This window comes from Sediminibacillus terrae (genome assembly GCF_009602435.1).
Lineage (GTDB): Bacteria > Bacillota > Bacilli > Bacillales > Amphibacillaceae > Sediminibacillus > Sediminibacillus terrae.
Genome location: NZ_VZDQ01000023.1, coordinates 1 through 23,450 on the forward strand (window position 1 = coordinate 1; position 23,450 = coordinate 23,450).

The window sequence follows — 23,450 nt, forward strand, 5'->3', positions numbered from 1 at the left end:
TTATTATACAGGAGGCTTTTCCTTTTTCTATTTATAGTGGCCCTGCATTCCGCAAAGGGCGGCTCTTTCCTCCGCAATGACTGGCTCAAAACTCCGCATAAGTGGCTCATTTTCACTGCAATAATCATTGAGTTCGAAAAGTAGCTTCGGCAGAACATTTCTTATCCCGTGGGACGAGTGAGGCATTGTTCTGTAAAGAAGGCTGTGCCGGGTTTAAATGAACACGTTCTAAGGCAAACCAAATCCTGCCATACCCACTTTGACTTGGCTTTGAAAACGAAGCGACTTTTTCCTTATGCAGCAGGAAGATACTTCCATCCGAGGAGTGAAATTTTGATGTGGCAATAGTAGGATTTATTTGAGATAGGTCTAGGGATATGGAAACAGCAAGTTTATGAATAAAGAAGCAGTTTTAGACGAACAGGGAATTGTACGCTTGGTGCCCTTGAGAGGGGCATTAATATTAAAGAAGAATCATACAAAAAACTGCCATTAAATCGTCTTTCAGGCGATTTTTTTTATATCTATGAAATAAAATGGGCTTATTCTATTAAAAAAAGATGGTTTTTATAGCTAAGATAGCAATACAAGGGTGATTTTCCGGTTATCGGTGTATCAATTCCCGGAATCTTTATGTCACTTATCATTGACATGCAACTAAATGGTTGCTTATACTGGATATATGAATGGAGATAAAGATGCTATATTCAAAGCACTGGCTGATTCGACTCGCCGGCTGATTTTAGACGAACTTACAGAAAAAAACGGTCTGACGTTGTATGAACTTACCACACGGCTGATCATGAGGCATGAGCTTTCCATTTCGCGACAAGCGATAGCAAAGCACCTTTCTCTACTGGAAGATGCAGGGCTCGTCCACTCCAAAAGAAAGGGGAAATATCGGGTACTTTTATTCGACAACGAACCACTTAAAAACTTGCTGAATGGATGGATAGAATAGTGTGTGTTGTTAAAGCGGTATTGTCGGTACTGCGTTCAAAGGAGGAAAAAAGATGAAAATCATTGTAACTAGTATTTTCGTAGAGGACCAGGACAAGGCGTTGGAGTTTTATGCAGATACGTTGGGATTCGTTAAGAAACATGATGTCCCCGCCGGAGAACATAGATGGATAACGCTTGTTTCTCCCGAAGAGCAGGGGGGCACCGAGTTGTTGCTCGAGCCTAATGAACACCCTGCCGCCAAAGAGTACCAGCAGAAGCTATTTGCTGACGGAATCCCAGTGACCATGTTCGGTGTTCAAGACATTGATGCAGAGTACAAACGGTTAACTGAAAAAGGCGTGAAGTTCACGATGGAGCCGACAAAAATAGGTGATGTCACGTTAGCTGTTTTCGACGATACTTGCGGCAACCTTATTCAGATAATGCAAATGTAACGTTATGTTTTTTGTATAGAAAGATTGGTATCTATGGTGAAGGTAAGATTATCAATTTGAAAATAGGGCGTTTCTCCAAGAAGGAGATCGCCTTTTTTTATGGAAATTATGACACAAAGGGTCATACCATGTGTGTATATGCACAAAAAGGAGATGAAGGTAGTGGGGGAATTCTTCAGTAAACATTTTACGCTTGAGAAAGTAAGTCGGAATGTATTTGCAGCCGTAGCCAAGGAAGGTGGCGGTTCAGTAGCCAATGCAGGGTTTGTGGATCTGGGTGGTAACGTACTGGTATTTGATACGTTTAACACACAACAAGCCGCGGAGGATTTAAAGAGGATGGCTGAAAACATAACCAACCAACCCGTAACCTGGGTGATCAATAGTCACTGGCACGGTGATCATGTACGAGGGAACCAGGTATATAAGGGAAGTAATATTATTTCGAGTGACATTACCTATTCAATAATGAAAGAGAAACATCCTTCCAGAATAGTGGAGCAGAAAAATGATAGAAAAGGGTTATCAACCTATATTGAATCGTTGGTCAACAAACAAGATAATGGTCTAGATAAGCAGATAAACTTTTTACGTGAGCTGGAAAAATCATTGCCCGGTTTGGAATTGGTCTTGCCCAATCAAACGTTTCATGGACAACTAACCTTTTAGGGCGAGAAATGCAGTGCAAAGCTGTTTTCGCCAGGTGGGGGTCACTCCTTTTGCGATGCCATACTGCATATTCCGGAAGAAAAGGTGATTTTCATGGGCGATTTATTATTCGTTCAATGTCACCCGACTTTTTTTGAAGAGTCCGATCTGGATAACTGGGTAGAAATTCTGGAACAGGTAAAGAAAATGGACAATGTGTCTATTGCCATACCGGGGCATGGTCAAGTAGGAACAAAAAGGGACTTGTCAAAGCTTGTTGACTACATAAATGGGATCAGTAAGAAAGTGAGGGAAATTGATAGCATAGCAGAAACGGAAATGCCGGCTAGCTACAGAGATTGGCAGTCACCAGAGATTTATCGACAAAATGTAAAAATGGCGCATGCATTATTAAATGATTGATCATAACGTCACACGCGCATAAAGGAGATAGTAATGAACGTTTTACTGTTTTTCATTGGCCCGGCAGTTGTAGCTATTGTTTGGAGTGCCATCTTGTCGACAAAATATAAGAATAGGGAAAAATCGATAAAGGATTCGTGCTGAACTATCACAAATTAACTTATCGAAGAAAGTGGATCCGCTCTGTTTGGGGAGTACCGATCGTCGTTTTTGTGTATCTTGTTCTATATTGGCTTGGAAGTTTGGATTCGAAGGAATACACCATTCTCGGAATATTATTTGGTGTGCTCGTCGCAGCAGACATCATTTATAACTATAGGAAATGGAGAAAATATGAAAGAGGGGCATAGCGTTTTTACGGCCGCCGCCGAATGTGACAGCTGGGATGCAGGAATGAGTTTTTCTTTCCCTTCCGGGTGTGCTTTTTGTTTTCTTTAGCCTGTTCACCCCCCGTCAGGACGATTTTCATCGATCGGGAAAATCAGCGTGTGTCCTTATGTTTGTGGATGGGGGATTCGGCATCGTTACTGGTTATATAAGTGCGTTTGGACGGTTTTTAAAGATAACGTGGGAAGGAAAAAACGGAGTCTTTTCACATGGAATAAAAATTAACCAGGACGACAAAAGAGGGTCTGACCCCTTTTTTCTATTTTGCCCACTGGAAACCAAACATGCTATAGTAGAAGTGATAATTTTCTGAAAAAAGGGGGTTGCCATGAAAGGACGCTGGCAGGAATTGATTGAGGTTTTTAGGACTGCGAATGAACCGATAACAAGTGCCGAGCTGTCGGCCAGTCTGCAGATCAGTCCGAAAACCGTCCGCAATGAAATCAAAGCGTTGAACCGACTTCTATCCCGGCAAAACATGTCTATCGTGTCCCAGCGGGGGAAAGGCTATCACTTGGAGGTAAAGGACGAAGCTTCTTTTCAGCAATTTTTTCAGGAATACACCAAAACGGATAACAAAATGCCTCCTGACGATCCGCAAGCCAGGACGTTATATGTTATGGAGAAATTATTATTCCATTCTGATTATGTGAAAATGGAAGAATTGGCGGATGAACTGTATATCAGCCGGTCTACTTTGCAAAATGACTTGAAGCAACTCCGGTCGATTTTGGAAGCCTATCAGTTGGAGATCGATCAACGTCCAGGCTATGGTATCAAGGTAATCGGCAAGGAAACAAACATACGTTTTTGCATTTCAGAGTATTTATTCAACCAAAAGCTCTCATTTATCGAAGCCGCTGGAAATTGGCGGGATATTTTGCCGCCGGAAGACTTGGATTGCATCCGGACGGCCATTTTATCCAGCTTGCGCAAGCACAGTATGATGATTTCCGACATCGGTCTGCAGAATTTAATAACACACCTTGCTATATCTTGTAAGCGTATTCAAAAAGAGAATCAGGTGGAAGTGACTGAAACGCAGCGGGAGGAAATGCGCTCCCTGACAGAGTTTGATGTCGCAAGGGAAATTATCGAATCGGTGGAAAACGGCTTGAATGTTGACTTTCCGGAAGATGAAACGATATATCTAACCCTTCATTTACAGGGAACCAAGCGGAGTAAACCGGATTTGATGATAACAGGAGAAGCCACTGCCGCCGACCCCGAATTATATCGGCTGGTAAAGCAGATGGTGAAAAAGATTGACATGCTTTATTCATTCGCGCTTGCAGGTGATGAAGAGCTTTTGCGGCATTTATGCCTCCACTTAAGGCCCGCAATCAATCGTCACAGGCACCAAATGAATATTAGGAATCCAATGCTTGAAGAAATTAAAAAGAATTATCCGCTCTCATTCGAGGCTGCACTGGCTGCTGCCGATGAGCTGCAAACCTATATTGGTGTCAGGGTCGACGAGCATGAGGTCGGTTATTTGGCGCTCCATTTGGAAGCTGCCCAAGAGCGGGCGAAAAGAAGGATTTCCCGGACGCCCAGGTGTTTGATTGTCTGTGCAACCGGACTTGGCAGCGCCCAGTTGCTGTTGTATAAATTGGAGGATCATTTCGGCAGCGACTTGGAAATTGTCGGTACGACGGAATATTACAGCTTGGATGATCAAATGCTGGGGGATATCGATTTTGTGATAACGACCATTCCGATTGAACAGCGATTGTCTGTTCCTGTGGTCCTCATCCGGACCATCCTCGGCGATAACGATGTGAACAAAATCCGCAATATGTTGGTGAATGAGAAAAGACTTGCCGAACGTTATATGGTCGAAGAATACACATTCCTGCACTACAACTTCTCTTCCCCTGAAGAAGTGATCCGCTTTTTGTGTGGGCGGCTTGCAGCTAAAGGCAAGATTGGCGAAGGGTATGTCGAATCGGTATTGGAGCGGGAAAGCTATGCACCGACCAGCTTTGGGAACTTGGTAGCCATTCCCCATCCGCTTGAGCCGATGACCGATCAGACTTTCTGGTCGATTGTAACGTTGAACAAGCCGATTGAATGGGCCGGCAAACTGGTGCAAATCGTTTTCTTGCTAAATATCGACAAAGAAAAAAAGCAGGAAGTGAAGCCAATGTTTCAGGCTTTGGTCAAACTCGTCGATAATGAAAAGCTGCTGCTTCAGCTTTTAGAGTGTCCCAGCTACAAAGAGTTTCTGCAAACAATAAAAAAGTTGTGAAACGCAAAGGAACTGATTTCCTTTGCTTTTTTTATTCTTCTAGTCACAAGTAACTTTTTGCCGTTGCCAATGGCAAAAGTCTCTCTCCAAGTGGATGGGCCATGGTTGTAGAATGACAGTAAGCAACGTTGCTACTGAAAGGATGAGCACAATGAAAATCACTGTGATTGGAGGAGGATCCTCGTACACCCCAGAGCTTTTGGAAGGAATAATCGGGGAGCAGGGCCTGCTTGGAGTCTCAGAAATATGGCTGGTCGATGTCCCCCAAGGGCAAGAGAAGCTATCGATAATGGAAAAGCTGGCAGGGCGGATGATCAGAAAAGCCGGCTTGCCAATAAAACTGACCGCTACACTCGATAGGCGGGCAGCGATCAAGGATGCTTCTTATGTGATCACCCAAATACGTGTCGGTCAGTTGGAAATGCGGCGGAGCGATGAATACATTTCACTCAAACACAGAGTGATCGGTCAGGAGACCACCGGGGCAGGCGGCTTCATGAAAGCTTTGCGCACGATACCAGTCCTTTTGGATATTTGCCGGGATATCGAGGAGCTTGCACCGGATGCTTGGCTGCTCAACTTCACCAATCCGGCCGGACTAGTCACCGAAGCCATTTTAAAACACAGCAATGTCAAAGTGGTCGGCTTATGCAACAATCCTATCAATTATTACAAAAAGTTCTCTCAAACCTACAATGTGGACATGGAGGATATCAGTCTTACCTTCGTCGGCATCAATCATCTTATCTGGATCACTGAATTACATGTGAAGGGGGAATCGCGGATAGAAGATATTCTGACAGGTGTGTCAGACAGCTATGAGGCACGGAATATCCCGTCTTTTGGCTGGGATCTTGATTTTCTCCAGTCCCTGCGAGCCATCCCCTGCGGTTACCACAAGTATTATTATCAAACGGATCGGCTCCTGGAGCAGCAGTTGGAACAATACCGCCAAAACGAGACAAGAGCAGACCAAGTACGGAAAGTGGAAAAGCAGTTGTTCGATCTGTACCAGGACCCTTCGCTTGATGAAAAACCGCAGGCGTTGGAGCAGCGGGGAGGCGCCTATTACTCGGAAGCGGCAGTCAGGCTGATGACTTCGCTTCACGCGGATTCGAGAGATATCCATACGCTGAATGTCCGGAATGATGGGGCGATTTCCTGCCTGCCGGAGGATGCCTGTATCGAAGTGAATTGTGTGGTGGAAAGTCATCGTGTGACACCACTCCAAGTCGGCTATGTGCCACCGCAGATCAGAGGGTTGCTGCAAGTGGTCAAGGCTTATGAGGAATTGACGGTGGAAGCTGCAGTAACAGGAGATAAAGGGGTTGCACTCCAGGCGCTCACGCTGCACCCACTGATTCCGTCGGCAGGGAAAGCGAAGGCTGTTCTGGAAGAAATGCTGGAAGCAAACCGACACTACTTACCTTCATTTTACCAAGACAGACAGGGGGTTAATCAATGAAAATAGCATTGTTATGCGCACTAGGGATGAGCACGAGCCTGCTGGTGGACCGGATGAAAAAGGCGGCGGCCGACCGGTCGATCGAAGTAGAGGTCGACGCTTATTCTGTCGATGATATGGATGAACAACTAAAAACAGCCGACGTCATTCTGCTTGGTCCGCAAATCCGCTATAAACAAAACGAGTTGTTCCAGAAAGCAGAGCAAGCAGACACCCCTATTGCCATCATCGATATGAAGGCTTACGGCATAAGGGATGGAAAGAAGGTGCTCGACCAGGCACTCGAACTTGCGAATAGTGAGCGGTGACGAAGATTCTCCACTTTACTTTTGCGGATTTTTAAGGTGTTCACCATGATTGGCCGCGCTGTCCGATCTGTTTTACAGGGTGGGAAGCGGGGCGTCCCCCAAGACTGAAAGGATATCAATCCATTTTAGGGAGGAAATGAGATGGACCGTTTTAATGCATTTATGGAACGTTACTTTATGCCGGTTGCCGGCAAAATGGCGGAACAACGTCATTTGAAAGCGATTCGGGATGGAATCATCGCGGTAATGCCTTTGTTGATCATCGGCAGTATTTTTCTCATCATCAGTTCTCCACCGGTTCCTTCGTGGTCGGATTTCATGTCGCCATATGCACCGGTTTTGAATATTCCGGTCAACGCTACATTCGGCTTGTTGGGGCTGATTGCGGTATTTTCGATTGCGTATAATCTGGCAGTCAGCTACGAGATGGATGGTTTATCTGCAGGTGTGCTTGCCATCGCCGCATTTTTTGTGGCGACCCCGTTATCTGAAGACGGAAACATTCCGCTCAATCTGATGGGAAGCGAAGGGCTGTTCATCGCCATCGTACTGGCGATTTTAACCGTCGAAATTTATCGTTTTTTTGAAAAAAGGAACATCGTCATCCGTATGCCGGACAGTGTTCCGCCTTCTGTTTGGCGTGCGTTCACCGCACTCATTCCTGGAGCTGCAATCATTGCAATTGTCTGGGGTATCGATTTGCTATTGAAGGCCGCATTTGATTTATCGCTTCATGGAGTTGTCGGCGCCGTCTTGCGCGAACCACTGCAAATGGCTGGAGGCAGTCTATGGGGAGCCATCATCGCCATCATCCTGATTCACTTATTGTGGTCTTTCGGTATTCACGGCATCTCGGTTGTTGCCAGTGTCATGGCTCCGATTTGGTATAGTTTGACAGAAGAAAATGTGGCGGCACACCAAGCCGGGGAAGAACTGCCGAACATCATCGGCCAGCCATTTATGGCGATTTGGTGGGCGGTCGGTGGATCTGGTATGGCGTTTGCCTTGACGCTTTTGTTTGTCTGGCGGGCACGTTCCAAGCATTTAAAAGGATTGGGGAGAGGTTCAATCGGTGCCAGCCTTTTCAATATCAGTGAACCCGTTATTTTTGGAGCACCGGTGGTAATGAATCCGCTCTTGTTCATTCCGTTTATCCTGGCGCCGCTGGCAGTCGGAATTGTTACGTATTTTTCCATGTCACTAGGTTTGGTAGGAAAGCCTTATGTGATTGTCCCTTGGACGACGCCACCGCCGATTTCAGGAATTCTCACGACCGGGGACTGGCGCGGGGGCGTCCTGATGCTTTTCAATATCCTGATGGCAATGGTTATCTATTATCCTTTCTTCCGCCTGTATGACAAGCAGCTGCTGGCTGAAGAGCAAAACGAGGAAGCGAGCAATGACGGGAACAATACAACCCCGGCTGCGAAACAAGGGTGAGGAGTTTTTTACCATGGAAGCTAAGCGAAAACTGATCGTCAATGCCGATGACTTCGGACTTACTCCTGGTGTTTCGGCCGGTATCCTATACGCACATGCGCATGGAGTCGTCACCAGTACGACGGTAATGGTCAATACAGAGTTTGCCAATGAGGCTTTGCAAGCAGCAAAGCAATTTCCTGCATTAGGAATCGGCCTGCATTTTGTATTGGACGAAGGCCGTCCGCTCTCCCCGTCTCCTGAAAGCCTTGTAGACGAAAATGGTGTTTTCTTGAGAGGCAAGGAGTTGATTGCCTCTGCCGAAAAGCAGGATGTGAAAGAAGAGTTGCAGGCGCAATTGCAGTTTTTGTTCGACCAAGGAATCGAGGTAACCCATATCGACAGTCATCACCATATGCATTTGCATATTCCCTGCGCTCTGGAGGCAGTGATGGAAGTGGCGAAGGAACACCGGCTGCCGATCCGGACATTCAGCGAAATGAGGGACAATGGAGTCCTGCGCACCACCGATTGTCTCCGATACGATTTTTATGGGGAAGACCATATAACTGCTGGATATCTGCTGCGGCTATTTTCGGAACTGGAGCCGGGGGTCACGGAAGTGATGTGCCATCCAGCTTTCATCGACACCTGGCTGGAGAATAAAAGCAGTTATCGATTCACCAGGGCAAAAGAACTGGCGGTGCTGACAGATAGCCGGGTCATCGATTGGCTTGATCAACACAAGGTAGGTCTGTTTCATTATGGAGGGTTGTAGATGAAGATAGAGGATCTTTCCATGCAAATCATTTTATACGCTGGAAATGCCAAAGCTTTTTTGCATGAGGCCTTACATGCTGCAAAAAATGGACAATTCGACGAAATTGAAACGAAGCGGGACCAGGCCGCCGAAGAATTGCTGAAGGCACACAAAATCCAAACTTCTTTTTTACGGGAGGATGCGGTCGAAAAGCTGGATAATTTGCCAGTTTTATTGGTGCATGCCCAGGATCATTTGATGACGGTTATGTCGGAGAAAGATTTGATGGAAGAATTGATTTTGTTGCATCGACAGCAGCATGAAACAAACAGAAAACTGAACCGATTGTTGGAAACCGTTAATGCTCAGGAGCAAAACTAATCCAAGGAGGGGTTTGATGAGGCGAAGCAAAGTTGTCGCAGCTGCTGTCCTTATCCTGTTGCTGCTTACTCTGTCGGCTGCGGCTGTCCAGGCTAAAGGCAAGGATGGGAAAAAGGGAAAGGTCACACCTGGAGTAGAAGTGTTTTTAAAGGACCATCTGGACTGGGTCGAGGGGAAGCGTGTAGGATTGATCACCAACCCTACCGGTGTGGACCGCAATCTAGTCAGCACGAGCGACCTGCTGTATGAACACCCGGATGTCGATTTGACCGCGCTTTTCGGTCCGGAGCATGGCATCCGCGGTGACCAGGAAGCCGGGGAGTATGTGGAGTCCTACATCGACGAAAAAACAGGTCTCCCTGTTTACAGTCTTTATGGACCGACATGGAAGCCTACGGAAGAAATGGTGGAAGACGTGGACGTCCTTTTGTTCGATATCCAGGATATCGGTTCCAATGTGTACACGTATATTTACACCTTGGGCTTTGCCATGGAAGCAGCAGCTGAATATGATAAAGAGGTCATTGTGTTGGACAGGCCCAATCCGATCGGCGGAACCCGTGTGGAAGGACCGCTCCGTTCCGAGGATACGGTCAGTTTCATGGGGAGGTTTTTGCTGCCGGTCCGGCATGGGATGACCGTCGGAGAGCTGGCGACCATGTGGAATCATGAATACAGCATGGGTGTCGACTTGAAGGTGGCCAAGATGAAGGGCTGGAAACGGACCATGCATTATGAAGACACCGGCCTTCCGTGGGTCATGACATCTCCGAACATTCCGACTCAGGAATCGGCCTATTTATATGCCGGCACCGAACTGGTCGAGGATACCAACCTGTCTACCGGGCTTGGAACGACAAAGCCGTTTGAATTGGTCGGTGGTCCGGGAATCGATGGGGAAGCGTTGGCTGCCGAGATGAACGACCGTGACTTGGCAGGCGTAAGCTTCCGTTCCGCTTATTATACTCCCATGTTCGGCAGACATGAAGGACAGTTGATCGGCGGTGTCCAGGTCCACATCGAAGAACCATCCGAAATCGATTTAGTGGCGCTTGGCCTGAACCTGGTCGATGCCATGCGCGATCAAAATCCGGAAACATTCGAAATGACGTCCAGTTATGCCAACCTGATCGGTGACCCGGATGTTCCCGGTATGATTTTGGATGATCAGCCAGTAGAGCAGATCATGGCATCCTGGCAGGAGGAATTGAGCACCTGGATAAAAGAAGTGCGAAACAACTATTTGCTGTACAAACCATTCCCGAAAGGAGCCAAACCGTATAAGAATCAAGGTGTTTTGGGCATCCTGCCGCTTGATGTGTCCGCCTCCGTCGGGGAAAGTGTAGATTTAAGAGCAAAGGGCTATGATGAGGATGGCGACATGCTAGACATCGATGCTGCCGGACTTGACTGGGCTGTCACCGGTGATATTGGCGAGGTGGTTGATGGCGTTTTCCATGCGACTGGAGAAGGAAAAGGAGTATTGAAGGCTCAATTTGGCGAATATACAGCTGAGCGGCAGGTGGATGTCTCGACAACCTGGTTGGAAAATATTCGTTATGGAGTACATGAAGATTATACAAGGATTGTATTTGACCTCAATAAAACCGTAACAAATTATCAGTTGGAAGAAGAAGATGGAAAGGTCCGCTTGGAGGTCCCCTATGGAGAAATCGGCGGTGATCTGGATGAAGGTGGAGGAACAATCCAGATCAGCAACAGTCCGGTAATCGAACAGATTGAGTATGAGCGTGATGGGCGTTCCTTTGTTGCCGTCTTTGATTTGAAGGCTGACAGCGTCAGTTATGAAACCCCGTCGTTTTCGTCGAGAATCGTGGTCGATTTGCTGCATTGATCGGCTGGGAAAAGGTCGATCATTAAAGAAGAATACAAACGCGCTTGGATGAACAGTCCGAGCGCGTTTGGTGTTTTTTGGTGCTGGCAATTGATTAAGTGAAAGGGTCCGACGGAAATATTTTCGTCGTCGAATCCAAAACTTCTTCCGTCCGGAACCGCTGTAGAGGTTCCTCGATATTCGCCGAATATCCTTCGTGGTTCTCCAAGATTTTCTTCCTCCTCTTAGATAGGTTTTCAGCTTTTGTAATCCCTCGGAACCATTTTTTTCTGGAAAATTATTTTAATAGGTATTATGCTTTTCAGAAAATTACCGATATATAGTATGAAAGGTTTATTCATTATGGGGATTAAGGGGTTTTAAAAATGAAAATAAAGCATCGCATTTTTGGTAAAACGCTACAAAGACAGATTCTGATGCCGTTTTTAACTGTACTTATTCTATCCGGCTTGGCCATCGGTTTACAGGGTATAATTATCATGGAAACGGCAGAAATCGGCAATCAAGCAAAACAAATCATCCTTCCGATGGGGATAGGCCTGGTCCTGACGCTCATTATTGCGTCCTTACTGAGCATCTTGTTGGCAAGTAGAGTGACCCAACCTGTTAAGCACCTTCAATCCAAAATAAAACAGATGGAAGAAGGAGATTTATCGATCGACCTGAAAAATGGCCGGACCGATGAAATCGGAGAGCTCGCCGCATCAGTAGACAACATGAAAAACAGAATGAATGAGGTTGTTGAGAATGTTGCATCTGTTTCTGATCACGTATCGATGCACAGCCAGGAATTGACTCGCTCATCTTTGGAAGTCAAGCAGGGATCTGAACAAGTTGCTACAACCATGCAGGAACTTGCATCAGGAGCCGGCATGCAGGCTGAGCACTCTAAAAACCTTTCTCAGGGCATGAAACAGTATAATGAAAAAGTGCGAGAAGCGAACGATAATGGACAGGTAATCTATAATGCGGCCGAACAAATCATCATGATGGTGAGCGAGGGCACACAATTGATGGACACGTCTGTTCATCAAATGGAAAAAATAGAATCCATTGTAAAAAACGCTGTGGAAAAGGTACAGGTATTGGACCAACAATCACAAGAAATCACCAAGCTTGTGTCCGTTATCAAGGATATTGCCGAGCAAACCAACCTGCTGGCATTGAACGCTGCGATTGAAGCAGCAAGGGCAGGAGAGCAGGGTAAAGGTTTTGCTGTCGTTGCTGATGAAGTCAGAAAGCTTGCTGAACAAGTAAGTAACTCTATCACAGACATTACCGGCATTGTCGGCAGTATCCAAACGGAGTCAAACGCTGTGTCAGGTTCTTTGATGAGTGGATATGAAGAAGTGGATCAAGGAACGACCCAAATCCGAAAAACAGGCGACAACTTCAAAAAAATCAGCAGTGCTTTATCTGAAATGGTCGGAAGTGTAATGAGCGTCAATGAAAGCTTGAGCACGATTACCAAAGATAGCGATGCATTGAGCTCGTCGATCAATGAAATTGCATCCATTGCAGAAGAATCCGCTGCCGGTATTGAACAGACCTCGGCGAGCACACAACAGACAAGTAGTTCCATGGAAGACATAACCAATAAGTTTGAACAACTGGAGACTCTCTCAACGGAATTGCAACAGTTTGTAAAACGTTATCTTTCTACCATCTAAATACCTAAAAGGAACAGAAAAAGTCACGTTCGATTTGATCTCTTTCTGTTCCTTTTTTATCACGATTTTACCAGTCTCGTGTTTAGGGGTCGGATGCATTGGACCATCAGCCTTTCCATCTCTTAAAGAAAACAAATCCACTTGTCAGACGGTTTCTACGGCTTTTTTCAAGACGACAAAACGGGCTGAGTTCACATACAATCACCGTTTGCTGTCTGTAAAATGACGATTTTGTGAAAAATAAAGCATATCTTTTTCAGCGACAGCAGGTTTCTATAGCGTATGACAAGGGGAAACATGTTAAACTAATGGACAAACAGATGGAAAATGAGGTGTAAAGATGGGAAAAAGAATCCTGTTCTTTTTATTGACCAACATTTTGGTCATGACGACCATAGTCATCGTCTGGTCGATTATTACTGCATTTACCGATATAGGCGGTTCGTTTGAAACCGGTGGTTCCGGGCTGGGAATCGACTATGCTTCCTTGATGGTATTCAGTCTGCTCGTCGGTTTCATCGGTTCCTTTATGTCTCTGGCCATGTCCCGCTGGGTAGCGAAAAAGATGATGAAAGTGAAGGTCCTCGATCCAGACGGTTCCTTGGCACCGCAAGAACGTGCCGTCGTGGAAAAGGTGCACAGACTGGCCCGGGCTGCTGGATTGGCACATATGCCGGAAGTGGGCATTTATCAGTCGGCCGAGGTGAACGCTTTTGCAACCGGCCCGACTAAAAAACGCTCGCTTGTAGCTGTATCATCCGGATTGCTGCAAACAATGGATGACGATGCCGTCGAGGGTGTCATTGCCCACGAAATCGCACACGTTTCCAACGGAGACATGGTTACGATGACCTTGCTGCAAGGGGTAGTCAACACCTTTGTCGTATTTTTGTCGCGAATTGTGGCCATCGTTGTATCCCGTTTGGTTCGTTCGGAAATGCAAACGGTCGTACGGTTTGCAGCGATTATCATCTTTCAAATCCTGTTCTCCATTCTCGGAAGCATCGTGGTCAGTGCGTTTTCTCGCTGGCGGGAGTACCGGGCCGACCGGGGAGGAGCAGATTTGGCAGGCCGTGACAAAATGGCCCATGCACTGCGTTCGTTGAAATCGTATGTAAACAGAGCACATCTTGATAATGACCGCACTGATGATGCGGCAATCCAGACAATGAAAATCAACGGAAAAAGCGGTATGGCAAAATTGTTTTCCTCGCATCCGGATTTGGATGAGCGGATTGCACGTTTGGAAGAACGTTAATGCAAAAGATTTACTAAAAAGCAGCTTTCCCAGGTTTATTCCTGTTGGTCAGCTGCTTTTTTATTGGATATATAGCGTTTCTATTTGTCAGTTGGCAGACTCCCCGTTTTAGTTAGCCTGAACAATCGCCACCCGCTGCCAAGCAGTATAGCTGAACCTATAATCAAATAAGAAATGTGGAAATCCTGCCAAGCATAGTTGATGGTGACGCCGCCTGCTATAAGCAGGATAAGAATGTTATAGCCAACTTGGAATTTCCAATAACCATCCGTACTGTCCATTTTTCAAGCCCCTTCTGTGTCTATCTTTCTATCTTTCCATTGTAACAAAGCCGTCAAAAGCAGGAATAGGGATACATTTATCGAAATGATAATACGAAAATAGCAATGAAAGGAGCGAGGATGTTGAAATGGATGATGAAGGATCCGGACTTTTTGGTAAGAAAAGCAGAACCAAGCGATTTGGCAAGTGTGTTGTTTTTACTTCAACAGGCTGGCCGCTGGCTGCAGACAAAAAATACAACACAGTGGGATTACTATGTAACAGATTTACAAGAAAACACGGAAGAAGTGAGCGATTCGATAGACAGGGAAAATACATACATAGTGGAGTCGGATAACGGTGAATGCGTCGCCTCTATTACATTGGAGATGGCCCCCACAGGATGGGACCGCTCTATCTGGGGAAATGATGCAAAAAAGGATGATGCTGTTTATTTGCACCGTATAGTGGTGAACAGAAAATTTGCCGGAAAAGAAGTCGGCAGTGAGTTGATCAAGTGGGCCGTGGAAAGAGCGAAAGAAAAAGGGAAAAAGCGAATCCGTTTTGACTGCCTTGCCAGCAATGTCGGATTGAACCGTTATTACCAAAAATGGTATCGACGGGTAGGTATCGCTGACATATACGGGCAGCATAGTAAATATGAAATGGAACTATAGAGTGGAGGAGAAACAACATGGCAAAGGTGATCGGATTTGAAATAAGCAGTCAGGAACCGGAAAAAGCGGTGGCGTTTTATAGAAAGGTATTTGGCTGGGAATTTGCCGATCCTGACTGGGAGTATTGGCCGGTAGTTACGGAGAGCGGAACAATGAAAACCAGCTTAACTGGAGGAATAAGTAAAGGGCCGAGTGATTTTCCACATGGGACGAGGATTCAAATCGAGGTGGAGTCCATAGACGAAACGTTAGCGTTGGCACAACAAAATGGGGCGATGATTGTCCGGGATAAAATGGAATTTGATTCTTTTTTTCTTGCCTATTTAGTCGATCCTACTGGTATCGGCCTGGGACTTATCGAGAAGAGAAATGTTGCAGGACGTTGATCTTGTATTGTTGTTCTAATAGCGTAGGCGGTATCGATGACTTGTGAAGATTTTTCGTTCGTGATGATATAATGGCTGGAGCAAAGAAGGAAAATGGTCAAAGCGATGGTAGTCGACATCGCTTCTTCTTTTTGTCGTGAGAGTGATAATTTTCAGGGGGGATGGAATGCGAAATGAAAGATATTCTTTTAAACGTGACTTGCATTACCGGATAAGGCAAGCAGAGGAAGCGGATGCGGAAAAACTGGCGAAAGTGAGGCGGCAGATAGATGGAGAAACAGAAAACCTGGATCGAGAGCAAGGGGAAGAATATATCGATTCGCTCGGATTCAAGGAGCTAATCAAAAAGGATGCGGAAACAAACTGCAATCTTTTTTTGGTCGCCGAGGCTGGCTCGGACATAGTCGGTTTCTCCAGATGCGCTGGCAGTCGTTTGAAGCGCAAGTCACATCAGGTTGAATTTGGGGTGGGAGTACGAAGGGACTTTTGGGGGCATGGTATCGGGAAAAGTCTTTTGAAAGAATCGATTTCCTGGGCAGAAGCGAATGAAATTGTCAAAATGACGTTAAGCGTACTGGAAACCAATTCAACGGCCATTCAGCTTTACCAAAAGTTCGGCTTCGAGGTGGAAGGCGTTTTGAAAAAGGACAAGCTCTTATCGGATGGTAGGTTTTATGACACCATTTTGATGGCGAGATTTAATGCCTGAGCAGATTCCTGCTATTAGGTTTGAACAGGGAAGATAAATAATGCATGTGAATGAAAAGAGATATTTTTTTATTGATAATCAATAAATCATATATTAATATAAGGTTATCAAACATAATTGAGGTGCTGTATGAAAAAAGGGACGACCATATTTTTAAAATTGGCAGTCATCATCATTGGATTGGTTATCATTGCGTTATGTATTTGGGTCCCCAGCCTGGCCAAAGAAGCGGCAGAAATGAATCCAGAATATGCTTATCTCCGATATCCTGTCTTGATCGGCGTTTATATCCCGGTCATCCCGTTTTTTACCGCTTTATATCAGGCTTGGATGCTTTTGCGCTATATCGAACAGAAACAGGCTTTTTCTCCATGGGCGGTTGCGGCCCTGAAGCGAATCAAAGTTTGTGGCATCGCAATCGGCAGCATCTACATAGCTGGCATGCTTTTTCTTATCAGTCAAAATGCATTGCATCCGGGAATCGCCTTGATAGGATTATTGATTGTTTTTGCTTCATTCGTTATAGCTGTTTTCTCTGCCGTATTACAGGAATTATTGGCAAGTGCGCTCCAAATTAAAAAAGAAAACGAATTGACGATTTGAGGTGAAAAGATGGCGATTGTCATTCGCATAGATGTTATGCTGGCCAAAAGGAAAATGAGTGTCACGGAGCTTTCTGAAAAAGTGGGCATTACCATGGCGAACCTTTCCATCCTGAAGAATGGAAAGGCAAAAGCAGTCCGCTTTTCCACGTTGGAAGGGATCTGCAAAGCCCTGGACTGCCAGCCTGGAGATATTTTAGAGTATATAGAAGATGAAGAAGATGATTCCGGGAAGAAACTGTAGGTTCGTTCATTTACTTCGAACGGGAGTTGTGTCTCCTTCATCATGGCCGTTATTTTGTTTTCATAAATCAAGTCTGGTAAAATAAGTGCAATGCATAAGGTTATGTTTTCTAGGGTTCCGCGGCTGGATTGCCGGTCTGGTCCGAGAGAAGACACACAGCGTCTGCTGTGACACGGAGGGATAAAAGCCCGGGAGGTACTGTCAATCAGTTAACTCCCGGGCTTTTTGTATTGTATAGGAATTACGCAGCTAGGAGGGATTACATGAATAGAGAATGGATCAAAGTAATCATCGCAGCCTTTTTTGAAGTTTGCTGGGTGGTAGGCTTGAAGCATGCTGATAATAGTCTGACTTGGGCAGGGACAGTTTTATCGATCGTGGTCAGCTTTTATTTATTGGTAAAGTCAGGAGAAAAACTTCCGGTCGGCACTGCCTATGCCGTTTTTGTCGGTCTTGGCACGGCAGGAACCGTATTATCCGATATCGCCTTTTTCGGTGAACCGTTTAAACCGGTGAAAATATTGTTGATTGTGATTCTGCTGGCAGGTGTTATCGGTTTGAAATTGGTCGAAGATGAAAAGAAAGGAGAGGAAGCCTGATGGCATGGGCAGCATTGGTAGTAGCAGGTATGTTTGAAATGTTTGGCGTCACCATGATCAACAAATTGCATAAAGATAAAAGCTGGCAGCCATTCATACTGCTGGTGGCCGGGTTTGCCGGGAGCTTCCTGTTCCTTGCTTATGCTTTGCAAACTTTGCCGATGGGGACAGCATACGCCATCTGGACAGGGATAGGCGCGGCAGGTGGTGCGATTACCGGCATGGTTTTATATGGAGAATCGAAACACTGGAAGCGGGTCCTGTTCATCATCGTGATTTTGGGGGCTGCGGTCGGGTTGAAGCTGGTGTCTTGATGGATGGAGTTGGTTCAACAGGAGATAAAACAGTTGAAGGAGGATCATTTTTACCGGATAGAAGTAGGATTTTCCGGGAAAAAATCACCTTGGAAAAGCAGGATTGATGTCACTAGATGAAGAAGGTAACAGGAGTAGTCCCATGGATTGCTTAAGAGTGATGGATGGTGCCTGAATCGTAAATATTGCATAAAGAATGAAGGATTTCGTGCAAAACTGTTTTGCTTTTGGAGAGTTGTATTTTTTGCAGATATAAAAAACATGAAAGCAGACAAGCCTTTTTATTCTGAAATGACGGAGGAACAGCAATGAAAAAACTATTTCAATACAACTGGCAAGTCCGTGATGACTGGTTTACTTGGTGTGAACATGTTCCGGAGGAAGAGCTGTTGAAGAATCGGGCAGGAGGGGTCGGCAGCATCCTGTACACTTTGTTTCATATAATAGAAGTCGAACACAGTTGGCTTATTCTAGATTTGAAAGGCGATCCGGAGCGGGAGAAACTATCATTCGAAAAGTATGACAGCCTGAAGAAAGTCAGAGAGCTGTCAGAAAGACTTCACAGGGAAGTCGAGCCTTTTGTGGATCAATGGACAAGCGAAATGGAGGCACGGCTGTTCATCGAAAAGGATGCGGACGGGAACACAGTAAGCTTTAAGCATGGAGAAATCATTCGGCATGTGATTGCCCATGAAATACATCATATCGGTCAGCTATCCATTTGGGCGAGAGAACTGGGGAGACAACCTGTTACCGCAAATCTTATCAGAAGAGGGCTGTTTGCCGACTGAAGTTGCAAGCTTCAATAAATTTCGGTTAATCGAATGCAAGAAAACGACCGGCTCCAAGGAAGAAGCCGGTTGTCGTTTCTAGTCTTCGTAGGGATCAATCGTTTGAATTGTTCCATCTGTGTTGTATTTCAATTCAGTAAACTTAACGGAGCGTTTGTGATTAACGCCATCGGACAGCGAACAATCATGATAGAACAAGTACCACTTATCCTTGAACTGCACTATCGAATGGTGGGTAGTCCAGCCGATGACCGGTTTCAAAATCGTACCTTTGAACTCGAATGGCCCTTCTGGATTTTCGCTCACTGCATAGACAATTTTGTGTGTCGTTCCTGTGGAGTAGGAGAGATAGTAAAGGCCGTTGTATTTATGAACCCACGGTCCTTCGAAATACCTGCGGTCTTCATCCCCAGCGAGAATCGGATTGCCGTTTTCGTCTACAATGGAAATTTCTTTTGGCTCCCGCTTGAATGTGAGCATATCGTCGCTTAATTCTGCCACGATGGGACCCAATGCGGGTTCAGAGGGATCCGGCCCCACTGCATCCGGCTTGAATGTACCAGTCTGCCATTTTTCCAGCTGCCCACCCCAAAGTCCGCCGAAATAGACATATGCTTTGTCGTCATCATCGACTAAAACGGCGGGATCGATGCTGAAGCTTCCCGGTATGTAGTTTTCCTCGGCTTTGAATGGACCTGCTGGATTAGGGCTGGTCGCAACACCGATGCGAAAGTTGCCTTGATGATCCCGAGCGGGGAAAAATAAATAATAGGTGTTGTTTTTATAAGCAGCGTCAGGCGCCCAAAGCTGTCGGCTTGCCCAAGGGATATCATCCACATGTAGTACTTGGCCGTGGTCTACGCACGGTCCGTTCATATCCTCCAATGATAATACATGATAATCCTTCATTTTATATTGGTCGCCATTATCATTGGAAGGTTCGTCATGATCCAAGTCGTGTGAAGGATAAATATAAACCTTTCCCTCAAAAACGTGGGCAGAAGGGTCTGCCGTAAAGATATGTGTTACCAAAGGCTGGTTGGGCTTAACGTTTTCCGCCATGTAATATCCCTCCATCTAATGTAAATGCTTTCACTAGTAGTATAACGGAATCTTTTTACTTTGTACATTGAATAAACTAACTTTGTTGATTGATAAAAGTATAGATGATAAACGGAAGTCGTGTTAAGTTAGATGGCAGTAAGCAGGAGGTGTGTGGCTGGATGGAAAAACCATTGTTCATTTGGTTGAAAGCAGCTAAGGACAATTTATTTTTGGTAATAGCGATGATCACGTTGATAGTCTTTCTTTATCCTTTTTGGTTGGGTTTTCCACTTTATTACATAAGCGGCGTTTTTCCACTTGCTGTTCCCATTCTATTTCCTTTAGCTTCTGCTTTGTTACTTTCTGTAGGTTTTATCTATATAAATCTATTGGCAGCAAAAGCTATGAAAGATAATAAAGGAAAGCGAAGCGTATGTCAGTGGACATTACATTTTCAGGTTTGGACGATCAGTATCTCCTTTTTCTTTCTGTTGATTGGTTATTGCATGGTATTGTTATTCAGTTGATTTTTCGATTTGACCTGTTTACAAACTTTTATGGGTATTTCAGGGAGTGATCAAAATAATTTATGCCATTTTTTTATTTCTGTTAGCCGGCATAGCAGAAATTGGCGGAGGGTATTTAATCTGGTTATGGTTAAGAGAAGGAAAGTCTTACTACTGGGGTATAGGGGGCGGAATTGCTTTGGCTCTGTACGGGGTCATTGCTACATTTCATAACTTCCCGACATTCGGCAGAGTGTACGCTGCATATGGGGGCGTTTTTATCGTTCTTTCTGTTTTATGGGGATGGGGAATCGATAAAAAACACCGGATTTCTATGATTGGCTGGGAGCTGCCATATGCCTGGCAGGAGTTTCGGTGATGTTGTTTGCACCGCGTCAGTAAAAACGAAGCGTATCTTGCCGAATGTGTAGATACGCTTCATTGGACACGTTTATTGTGCAGCTTCTTTCTTTAGAATATCGTCCACGACATCAGCAATGGTCACATTCCCAAGGGCTTTCTCCATGGCCTGTTCGGCTGCTGAGAACATTGGACCGATGGTGTCCTGGATATTCTTCCCCACCGTACAATCAGGGTTCGGGTTTTCATGGATACTGAAAAGTTCTTTTTCCTGGACTACCTGGACAGCCTTATAAACATCGTGCAGGGTGATCTCCGAAAGATCTTTCGCTGGTTGTGCACCCGCTATTCCCGGCCGGACTTTCACCAGCTCGGCTTTTTTTAACATCCCGATTATTTTTCTGATGAGGGCTGGATTGGTATTGACGCTGGCCGCAATAAATTCCGAAGAGTTTTGTTCTCCTTTATTGACTTCCAGCAATGCTAATATATGGACGCCTACAGCAAAACGACTGCTGATGGACATAACTCTTCACCTTCCTTGAACGGGATAAATCGATCATGTAATGAGGATGAGTACCTCAATATTATAGCGTAAAGCGGACAAACATGGGAAGAATCCCTTTTTGTTGACTTGAATAACACTTGTAACTAAAATTATTACATGTAATCGATTATATTACATGTTTGGGTGTTCAGAGAAACAGGAGGGATTCGAAAATGAAAATTGGAATTATTGGTGCAAGCGGTAAAGCAGGAGGTCTGATTTTAAAAGAGGCACAGGACAGAGGACATGATGTAACGGCAATTGTGAGAAATGCAGAAAAAATCACCGATCCGGAGGTTTCTGTCCTCGAGAAAAACATCTTTGATTTAACAGCAGACGAATTCAAGCCATTTGATGTGGTGGTCAATGCATTCAATGCAGCTCCAGGCGAGGAACACCATCATGTAGAGGCTGGAAGGGTGCTGATCGAGGCAGCAAAAGGCGCTCCTGATACAAAACTCTTCGTGGTGGGTGGAGCAGGAAGTTTGTTTGTGGACGAAGAGAAAACGACTCGTTTATTTGATACACCTGATTTTCCGGATGCATATTTGCCAACTGCCAAAAACGCAGGTCGGAATCTTGAAGATTTGGAAAGTACCACCAGTATTCAATGGACTTATCTTAGCCCGGCTGCTTTCTTCGATCCCGACGGAAAGCGCACTGGAACTTACCAAACAGGGAAAGACCAGGTCATTCAAAACGCAAACGGTGATAGCTATGTCAGCTATCCGGACTTTGCCATTGCGGTACTGGACGAAATTGAAAACCCAGTACATCCAAATGAACGCTTCACCGTCGTCTCCAACCCAGAATAACCATACCCGCCAGAAAAGGGACAGTCCCCGCTTGTGTTTCGGGGACTGTCCCTTTTTCAGTTGGGGACTGACCCCAATCCCGATTGGGGTCAGTCCCTCTGTGAGGAGATGAACATGTTATAATGGTGGGAGTGAGGAGGGGGAATTGTTGGTGAAACATGTTATTTTCGATATGGATGGGACGCTTTTTCAAACGGACAGGATTCTAGAATTATCGTTGGCGGAAACATTTCAGGATTTACGGAGCAAGGGATTATGGAGCGGGAAAACGCCGCTTGAGGAGTATCGCAGCATTATGGGGGTACCACTCCCTGAAGTATGGAGGACTTTATTGCCGAACCACCCTGAACCTATCAGGGAACAAACAGATGCCTTTTTTCTCAGTCAGCTGATAAGCAATATCAGAGATGGCAAGGGTGCTTTATATCCAGGTGTAGTAGAAGTTTTTCAACATTTGGCAGGAAACGGGTTCAGTATATACATAGCGAGCAACGGCTTGATAGATTATTTAAGCGCCATCGTCGAATATTATCAGCTCGACCGATGGGTAAAGGAAACGTTCAGTATTCAACAAATCGACTCGTTGAATAAGGGGGACCTAGTCAAACAGATCGTCGATAAATATGGGATAGAAGAGGGGATAGTGATTGGTGACAGGCTGTCCGATATTAAAGCTGCCAAGCAAAACGGATTGGTGTCGGTCGGTTGTCACTTCGATTTTGCTCGTGAAGAGGAACTGGCACAAGCCGATGTTGTCATTGATGTGCTGTCAGAACTGACCACACTCATTCCTGCATTGGGTAAGCAGCCGGAATCGATCTAATACAGTTCTTTAAAGAGGGGAACGGGAAATGCGAACCATTACGTTATCGAACGGAAAGACAGTCGAGGTCGAATGTCTCAGCTGCGCCTTGACCAGTGGAGCCATAAGACCTGATGGAGGCGTAATAGTAGAGACAGCATTTTTTCATGCGCATCAGGATGTTGCCTATCCAATCAAGGGACTGGTCATTCTGGCTTCCAAGCGTCATATCAAGGGCCTGGATGAGTTGACGGAAGAAGAGCGATTGGATTATATCCATCTGCTGGCAAGGATACGCAAAGCACAGAGAGACATACTCGGAATCGACTATGTATATTACTTTTACAACGAGGACACCACCCATCATTTCCATACTTGGATGGTGCCGCGTTATCCGTGGATGGAAGCTTTCGGACGATCTGTGGAGTCGGTCAGACCGGTGTTGCTTCATGCCCGTAATAAGCGGAATAGCGAAAAGGAACGTGCAGAAGCCATGGAGGCGATTGAAGCTTTGAAAAATGAATTGAATGGCTAAACCGGGAAATCAATTGGTATCTTTAAGGGGACTGAC

28 protein-coding genes, 1 pseudogene and 1 riboswitch are annotated in these 23,450 nt (G+C 45.4%); of the genes and pseudogenes, 26 read left to right on the forward strand and 3 right to left on the reverse strand.

The annotated features are described in order from the left end of the window. Positions 1-682: 682 nt before the first annotated feature. The 13 genes from F6X55_RS09110 (at position 683) to htpX (ending at position 14,222) form a co-directional block, all read left to right on the forward strand. Positions 683-961, forward strand: coding sequence for an ArsR/SmtB family transcription factor (locus tag F6X55_RS09110; protein WP_026772103.1), 279 nt, complete (start codon positions 683-685; stop codon positions 959-961). Between the two features lie 52 nt (positions 962-1,013). Beyond that, complete coding sequence (locus tag F6X55_RS09115) at positions 1,014-1,397, forward strand: VOC family protein (RefSeq protein ID WP_153462842.1); 384 nt, start codon at positions 1,014-1,016, stop codon at positions 1,395-1,397. Positions 1,398-1,496: 99 nt separating this feature from the next. Next, the gene (locus tag F6X55_RS20200; RefSeq protein WP_237648629.1) at positions 1,497-2,066 is read left to right on the forward strand and encodes an MBL fold metallo-hydrolase; all 570 of its coding nucleotides are present in this window, start codon (positions 1,497-1,499) and stop codon (positions 2,064-2,066) included. Between the two features lie 21 nt (positions 2,067-2,087). Next, a complete protein-coding gene (locus F6X55_RS20205) occupies positions 2,088-2,468 on the forward strand; it encodes an MBL fold metallo-hydrolase (RefSeq protein ID WP_337189833.1) in 381 nt (126 codons plus the stop codon). Between the two features lie 715 nt (positions 2,469-3,183). Then, positions 3,184-5,106 carry a BglG family transcription antiterminator gene (locus tag F6X55_RS09125; RefSeq protein ID WP_153462843.1) on the forward strand — a complete coding sequence of 641 codons (1,923 nt, stop codon included), beginning with the start codon at positions 3,184-3,186 and terminating at the stop codon, positions 5,104-5,106. A gap of 142 nt (positions 5,107-5,248) precedes the next feature. Next, a complete protein-coding gene (locus F6X55_RS09130) occupies positions 5,249-6,571 on the forward strand; it encodes a 6-phospho-beta-glucosidase (RefSeq protein ID WP_153463311.1) in 1,323 nt (440 codons plus the stop codon). Continuing rightward, positions 6,568-6,879 carry a PTS sugar transporter subunit IIB gene (locus tag F6X55_RS09135; RefSeq protein WP_026571985.1) on the forward strand — a complete coding sequence of 104 codons (312 nt, stop codon included), beginning with the start codon at positions 6,568-6,570 and terminating at the stop codon, positions 6,877-6,879. Before F6X55_RS09130 ends, F6X55_RS09135 begins: the two co-directional genes overlap by 4 nt. 141 nt (positions 6,880-7,020) lie before the next feature. Then, positions 7,021-8,319, forward strand: coding sequence for a PTS cellobiose transporter subunit IIC (gene celB / locus F6X55_RS09140; protein WP_051382180.1), 1,299 nt, complete (start codon positions 7,021-7,023; stop codon positions 8,317-8,319). Positions 8,320-8,332: 13 nt separating this feature from the next. Beyond that, positions 8,333-9,076, forward strand: coding sequence for a chitin disaccharide deacetylase (chbG, locus tag F6X55_RS09145; protein ID WP_153462845.1), 744 nt, complete (start codon positions 8,333-8,335; stop codon positions 9,074-9,076). Further along, positions 9,077-9,439 carry a PTS lactose/cellobiose transporter subunit IIA gene (locus tag F6X55_RS09150; RefSeq protein ID WP_026571987.1) on the forward strand — a complete coding sequence of 121 codons (363 nt, stop codon included), beginning with the start codon at positions 9,077-9,079 and terminating at the stop codon, positions 9,437-9,439. 16 nt (positions 9,440-9,455) lie between these two features. Then, on the forward strand, positions 9,456-11,294 hold the full coding sequence (locus tag F6X55_RS09155) for an exo-beta-N-acetylmuramidase NamZ family protein (RefSeq protein WP_237648631.1): 1,839 nt from the start codon (positions 9,456-9,458) through the stop codon (positions 11,292-11,294). A gap of 365 nt (positions 11,295-11,659) precedes the next feature. Continuing rightward, a complete protein-coding gene (locus F6X55_RS09160) occupies positions 11,660-12,964 on the forward strand; it encodes a methyl-accepting chemotaxis protein (RefSeq protein WP_237648632.1) in 1,305 nt (434 codons plus the stop codon). A 340-nt stretch (positions 12,965-13,304) separates the two neighbouring features. Next, on the forward strand, positions 13,305-14,222 hold the full coding sequence (htpX, locus tag F6X55_RS09165) for a protease HtpX (protein WP_026772107.1): 918 nt from the start codon (positions 13,305-13,307) through the stop codon (positions 14,220-14,222). Between the two features lie 80 nt (positions 14,223-14,302). Here htpX and F6X55_RS09170 read toward each other — a convergent pair whose 3' ends face one another. Next, entirely contained in the window at positions 14,303-14,503 is a 201-nt protein-coding gene (locus F6X55_RS09170) for a hypothetical protein (protein WP_026571989.1), read from the reverse strand. Positions 14,504-14,635: 132 nt separating this feature from the next. Here F6X55_RS09170 and F6X55_RS09175 point away from each other — a divergent pair, with 132 nt between their 5' ends. The 8 genes from F6X55_RS09175 (at position 14,636) to F6X55_RS09210 (ending at position 18,805) form a co-directional block, all read left to right on the forward strand. Then, positions 14,636-15,160, forward strand: coding sequence for a GNAT family N-acetyltransferase (locus F6X55_RS09175; protein WP_237648646.1), 525 nt, complete (start codon positions 14,636-14,638; stop codon positions 15,158-15,160). Positions 15,161-15,177: 17 nt separating this feature from the next. After that, positions 15,178-15,546, forward strand: coding sequence for a VOC family protein (locus tag F6X55_RS09180; RefSeq protein WP_153462851.1), 369 nt, complete (start codon positions 15,178-15,180; stop codon positions 15,544-15,546). A 166-nt stretch (positions 15,547-15,712) separates the two neighbouring features. After that, positions 15,713-16,255: a GNAT family N-acetyltransferase gene (locus tag F6X55_RS09185; protein ID WP_153462853.1), complete on the forward strand. Its 543-nt coding sequence runs from the start codon at positions 15,713-15,715 to the stop codon at positions 16,253-16,255. A 129-nt stretch (positions 16,256-16,384) separates the two neighbouring features. Then, on the forward strand, positions 16,385-16,858 hold the full coding sequence (locus F6X55_RS09190; protein WP_026571992.1) for a DUF2975 domain-containing protein: 474 nt from the start codon (positions 16,385-16,387) through the stop codon (positions 16,856-16,858). A 9-nt stretch (positions 16,859-16,867) separates the two neighbouring features. Continuing rightward, complete coding sequence (locus F6X55_RS09195) at positions 16,868-17,101, forward strand: helix-turn-helix domain-containing protein (RefSeq protein WP_026772110.1); 234 nt, start codon at positions 16,868-16,870, stop codon at positions 17,099-17,101. 98 nt (positions 17,102-17,199) lie between these two features. Further along, a riboswitch (guanidine-I (ykkC/yxkD leader) is annotated at positions 17,200-17,298 on the forward strand. A gap of 66 nt (positions 17,299-17,364) precedes the next feature. Further along, complete coding sequence (locus F6X55_RS09200; protein WP_153462855.1) at positions 17,365-17,700, forward strand: DMT family transporter; 336 nt, start codon at positions 17,365-17,367, stop codon at positions 17,698-17,700. Beyond that, positions 17,700-18,014 carry a DMT family transporter gene (locus tag F6X55_RS09205; RefSeq protein WP_026571995.1) on the forward strand — a complete coding sequence of 105 codons (315 nt, stop codon included), beginning with the start codon at positions 17,700-17,702 and terminating at the stop codon, positions 18,012-18,014. The genes F6X55_RS09200 and F6X55_RS09205 overlap by 1 nt, the downstream gene beginning before the upstream one ends. A 308-nt stretch (positions 18,015-18,322) precedes the next feature. Next, positions 18,323-18,805, forward strand: coding sequence for a DinB family protein (locus F6X55_RS09210; RefSeq protein WP_153462857.1), 483 nt, complete (start codon positions 18,323-18,325; stop codon positions 18,803-18,805). Between the two features lie 78 nt (positions 18,806-18,883). Here the strand turns inward: F6X55_RS09210 and F6X55_RS09215 are convergent, their stop codons facing one another. After that, positions 18,884-19,867 (reverse strand): glycoside hydrolase family 43 protein, encoded by a 984-nt coding sequence (locus F6X55_RS09215; protein WP_026571999.1) that lies wholly within the window; start codon positions 19,865-19,867, stop codon positions 18,884-18,886. A 161-nt stretch (positions 19,868-20,028) separates the two neighbouring features. Between F6X55_RS09215 and F6X55_RS09220 the strand changes: the two genes are divergently transcribed. Both F6X55_RS09220 and F6X55_RS09225 read left to right on the forward strand, forming a co-directional pair. Further along, positions 20,029-20,376 (forward strand): hypothetical protein, encoded by a 348-nt coding sequence (locus F6X55_RS09220; protein ID WP_153462859.1) that lies wholly within the window; start codon positions 20,029-20,031, stop codon positions 20,374-20,376. Between the two features lie 55 nt (positions 20,377-20,431). Continuing rightward, a pseudogene (locus F6X55_RS09225) lies at positions 20,432-20,757 on the forward strand (YnfA family protein). 49 nt (positions 20,758-20,806) lie between these two features. On the opposite strand, the gene F6X55_RS09230 reads toward F6X55_RS09225, so the two are convergent. Then, a complete protein-coding gene (locus tag F6X55_RS09230) occupies positions 20,807-21,241 on the reverse strand; it encodes an Rrf2 family transcriptional regulator (RefSeq protein ID WP_026772115.1) in 435 nt (144 codons plus the stop codon). A gap of 194 nt (positions 21,242-21,435) precedes the next feature. Here F6X55_RS09230 and F6X55_RS09235 point away from each other — a divergent pair, with 194 nt between their 5' ends. The 3 genes from F6X55_RS09235 (at position 21,436) to F6X55_RS09245 (ending at position 23,414) form a co-directional block, all read left to right on the forward strand. After that, complete coding sequence (locus tag F6X55_RS09235; protein ID WP_026572002.1) at positions 21,436-22,077, forward strand: NAD(P)-dependent oxidoreductase; 642 nt, start codon at positions 21,436-21,438, stop codon at positions 22,075-22,077. A 148-nt stretch (positions 22,078-22,225) separates the two neighbouring features. Beyond that, entirely contained in the window at positions 22,226-22,900 is a 675-nt protein-coding gene (locus F6X55_RS09240) for an HAD family hydrolase (RefSeq protein ID WP_026772116.1), read from the forward strand. Between the two features lie 28 nt (positions 22,901-22,928). Continuing rightward, entirely contained in the window at positions 22,929-23,414 is a 486-nt protein-coding gene (locus tag F6X55_RS09245) for an HIT family protein (RefSeq protein WP_153462861.1), read from the forward strand. The last annotated feature ends 36 nt before the right edge of the window (positions 23,415-23,450 follow it).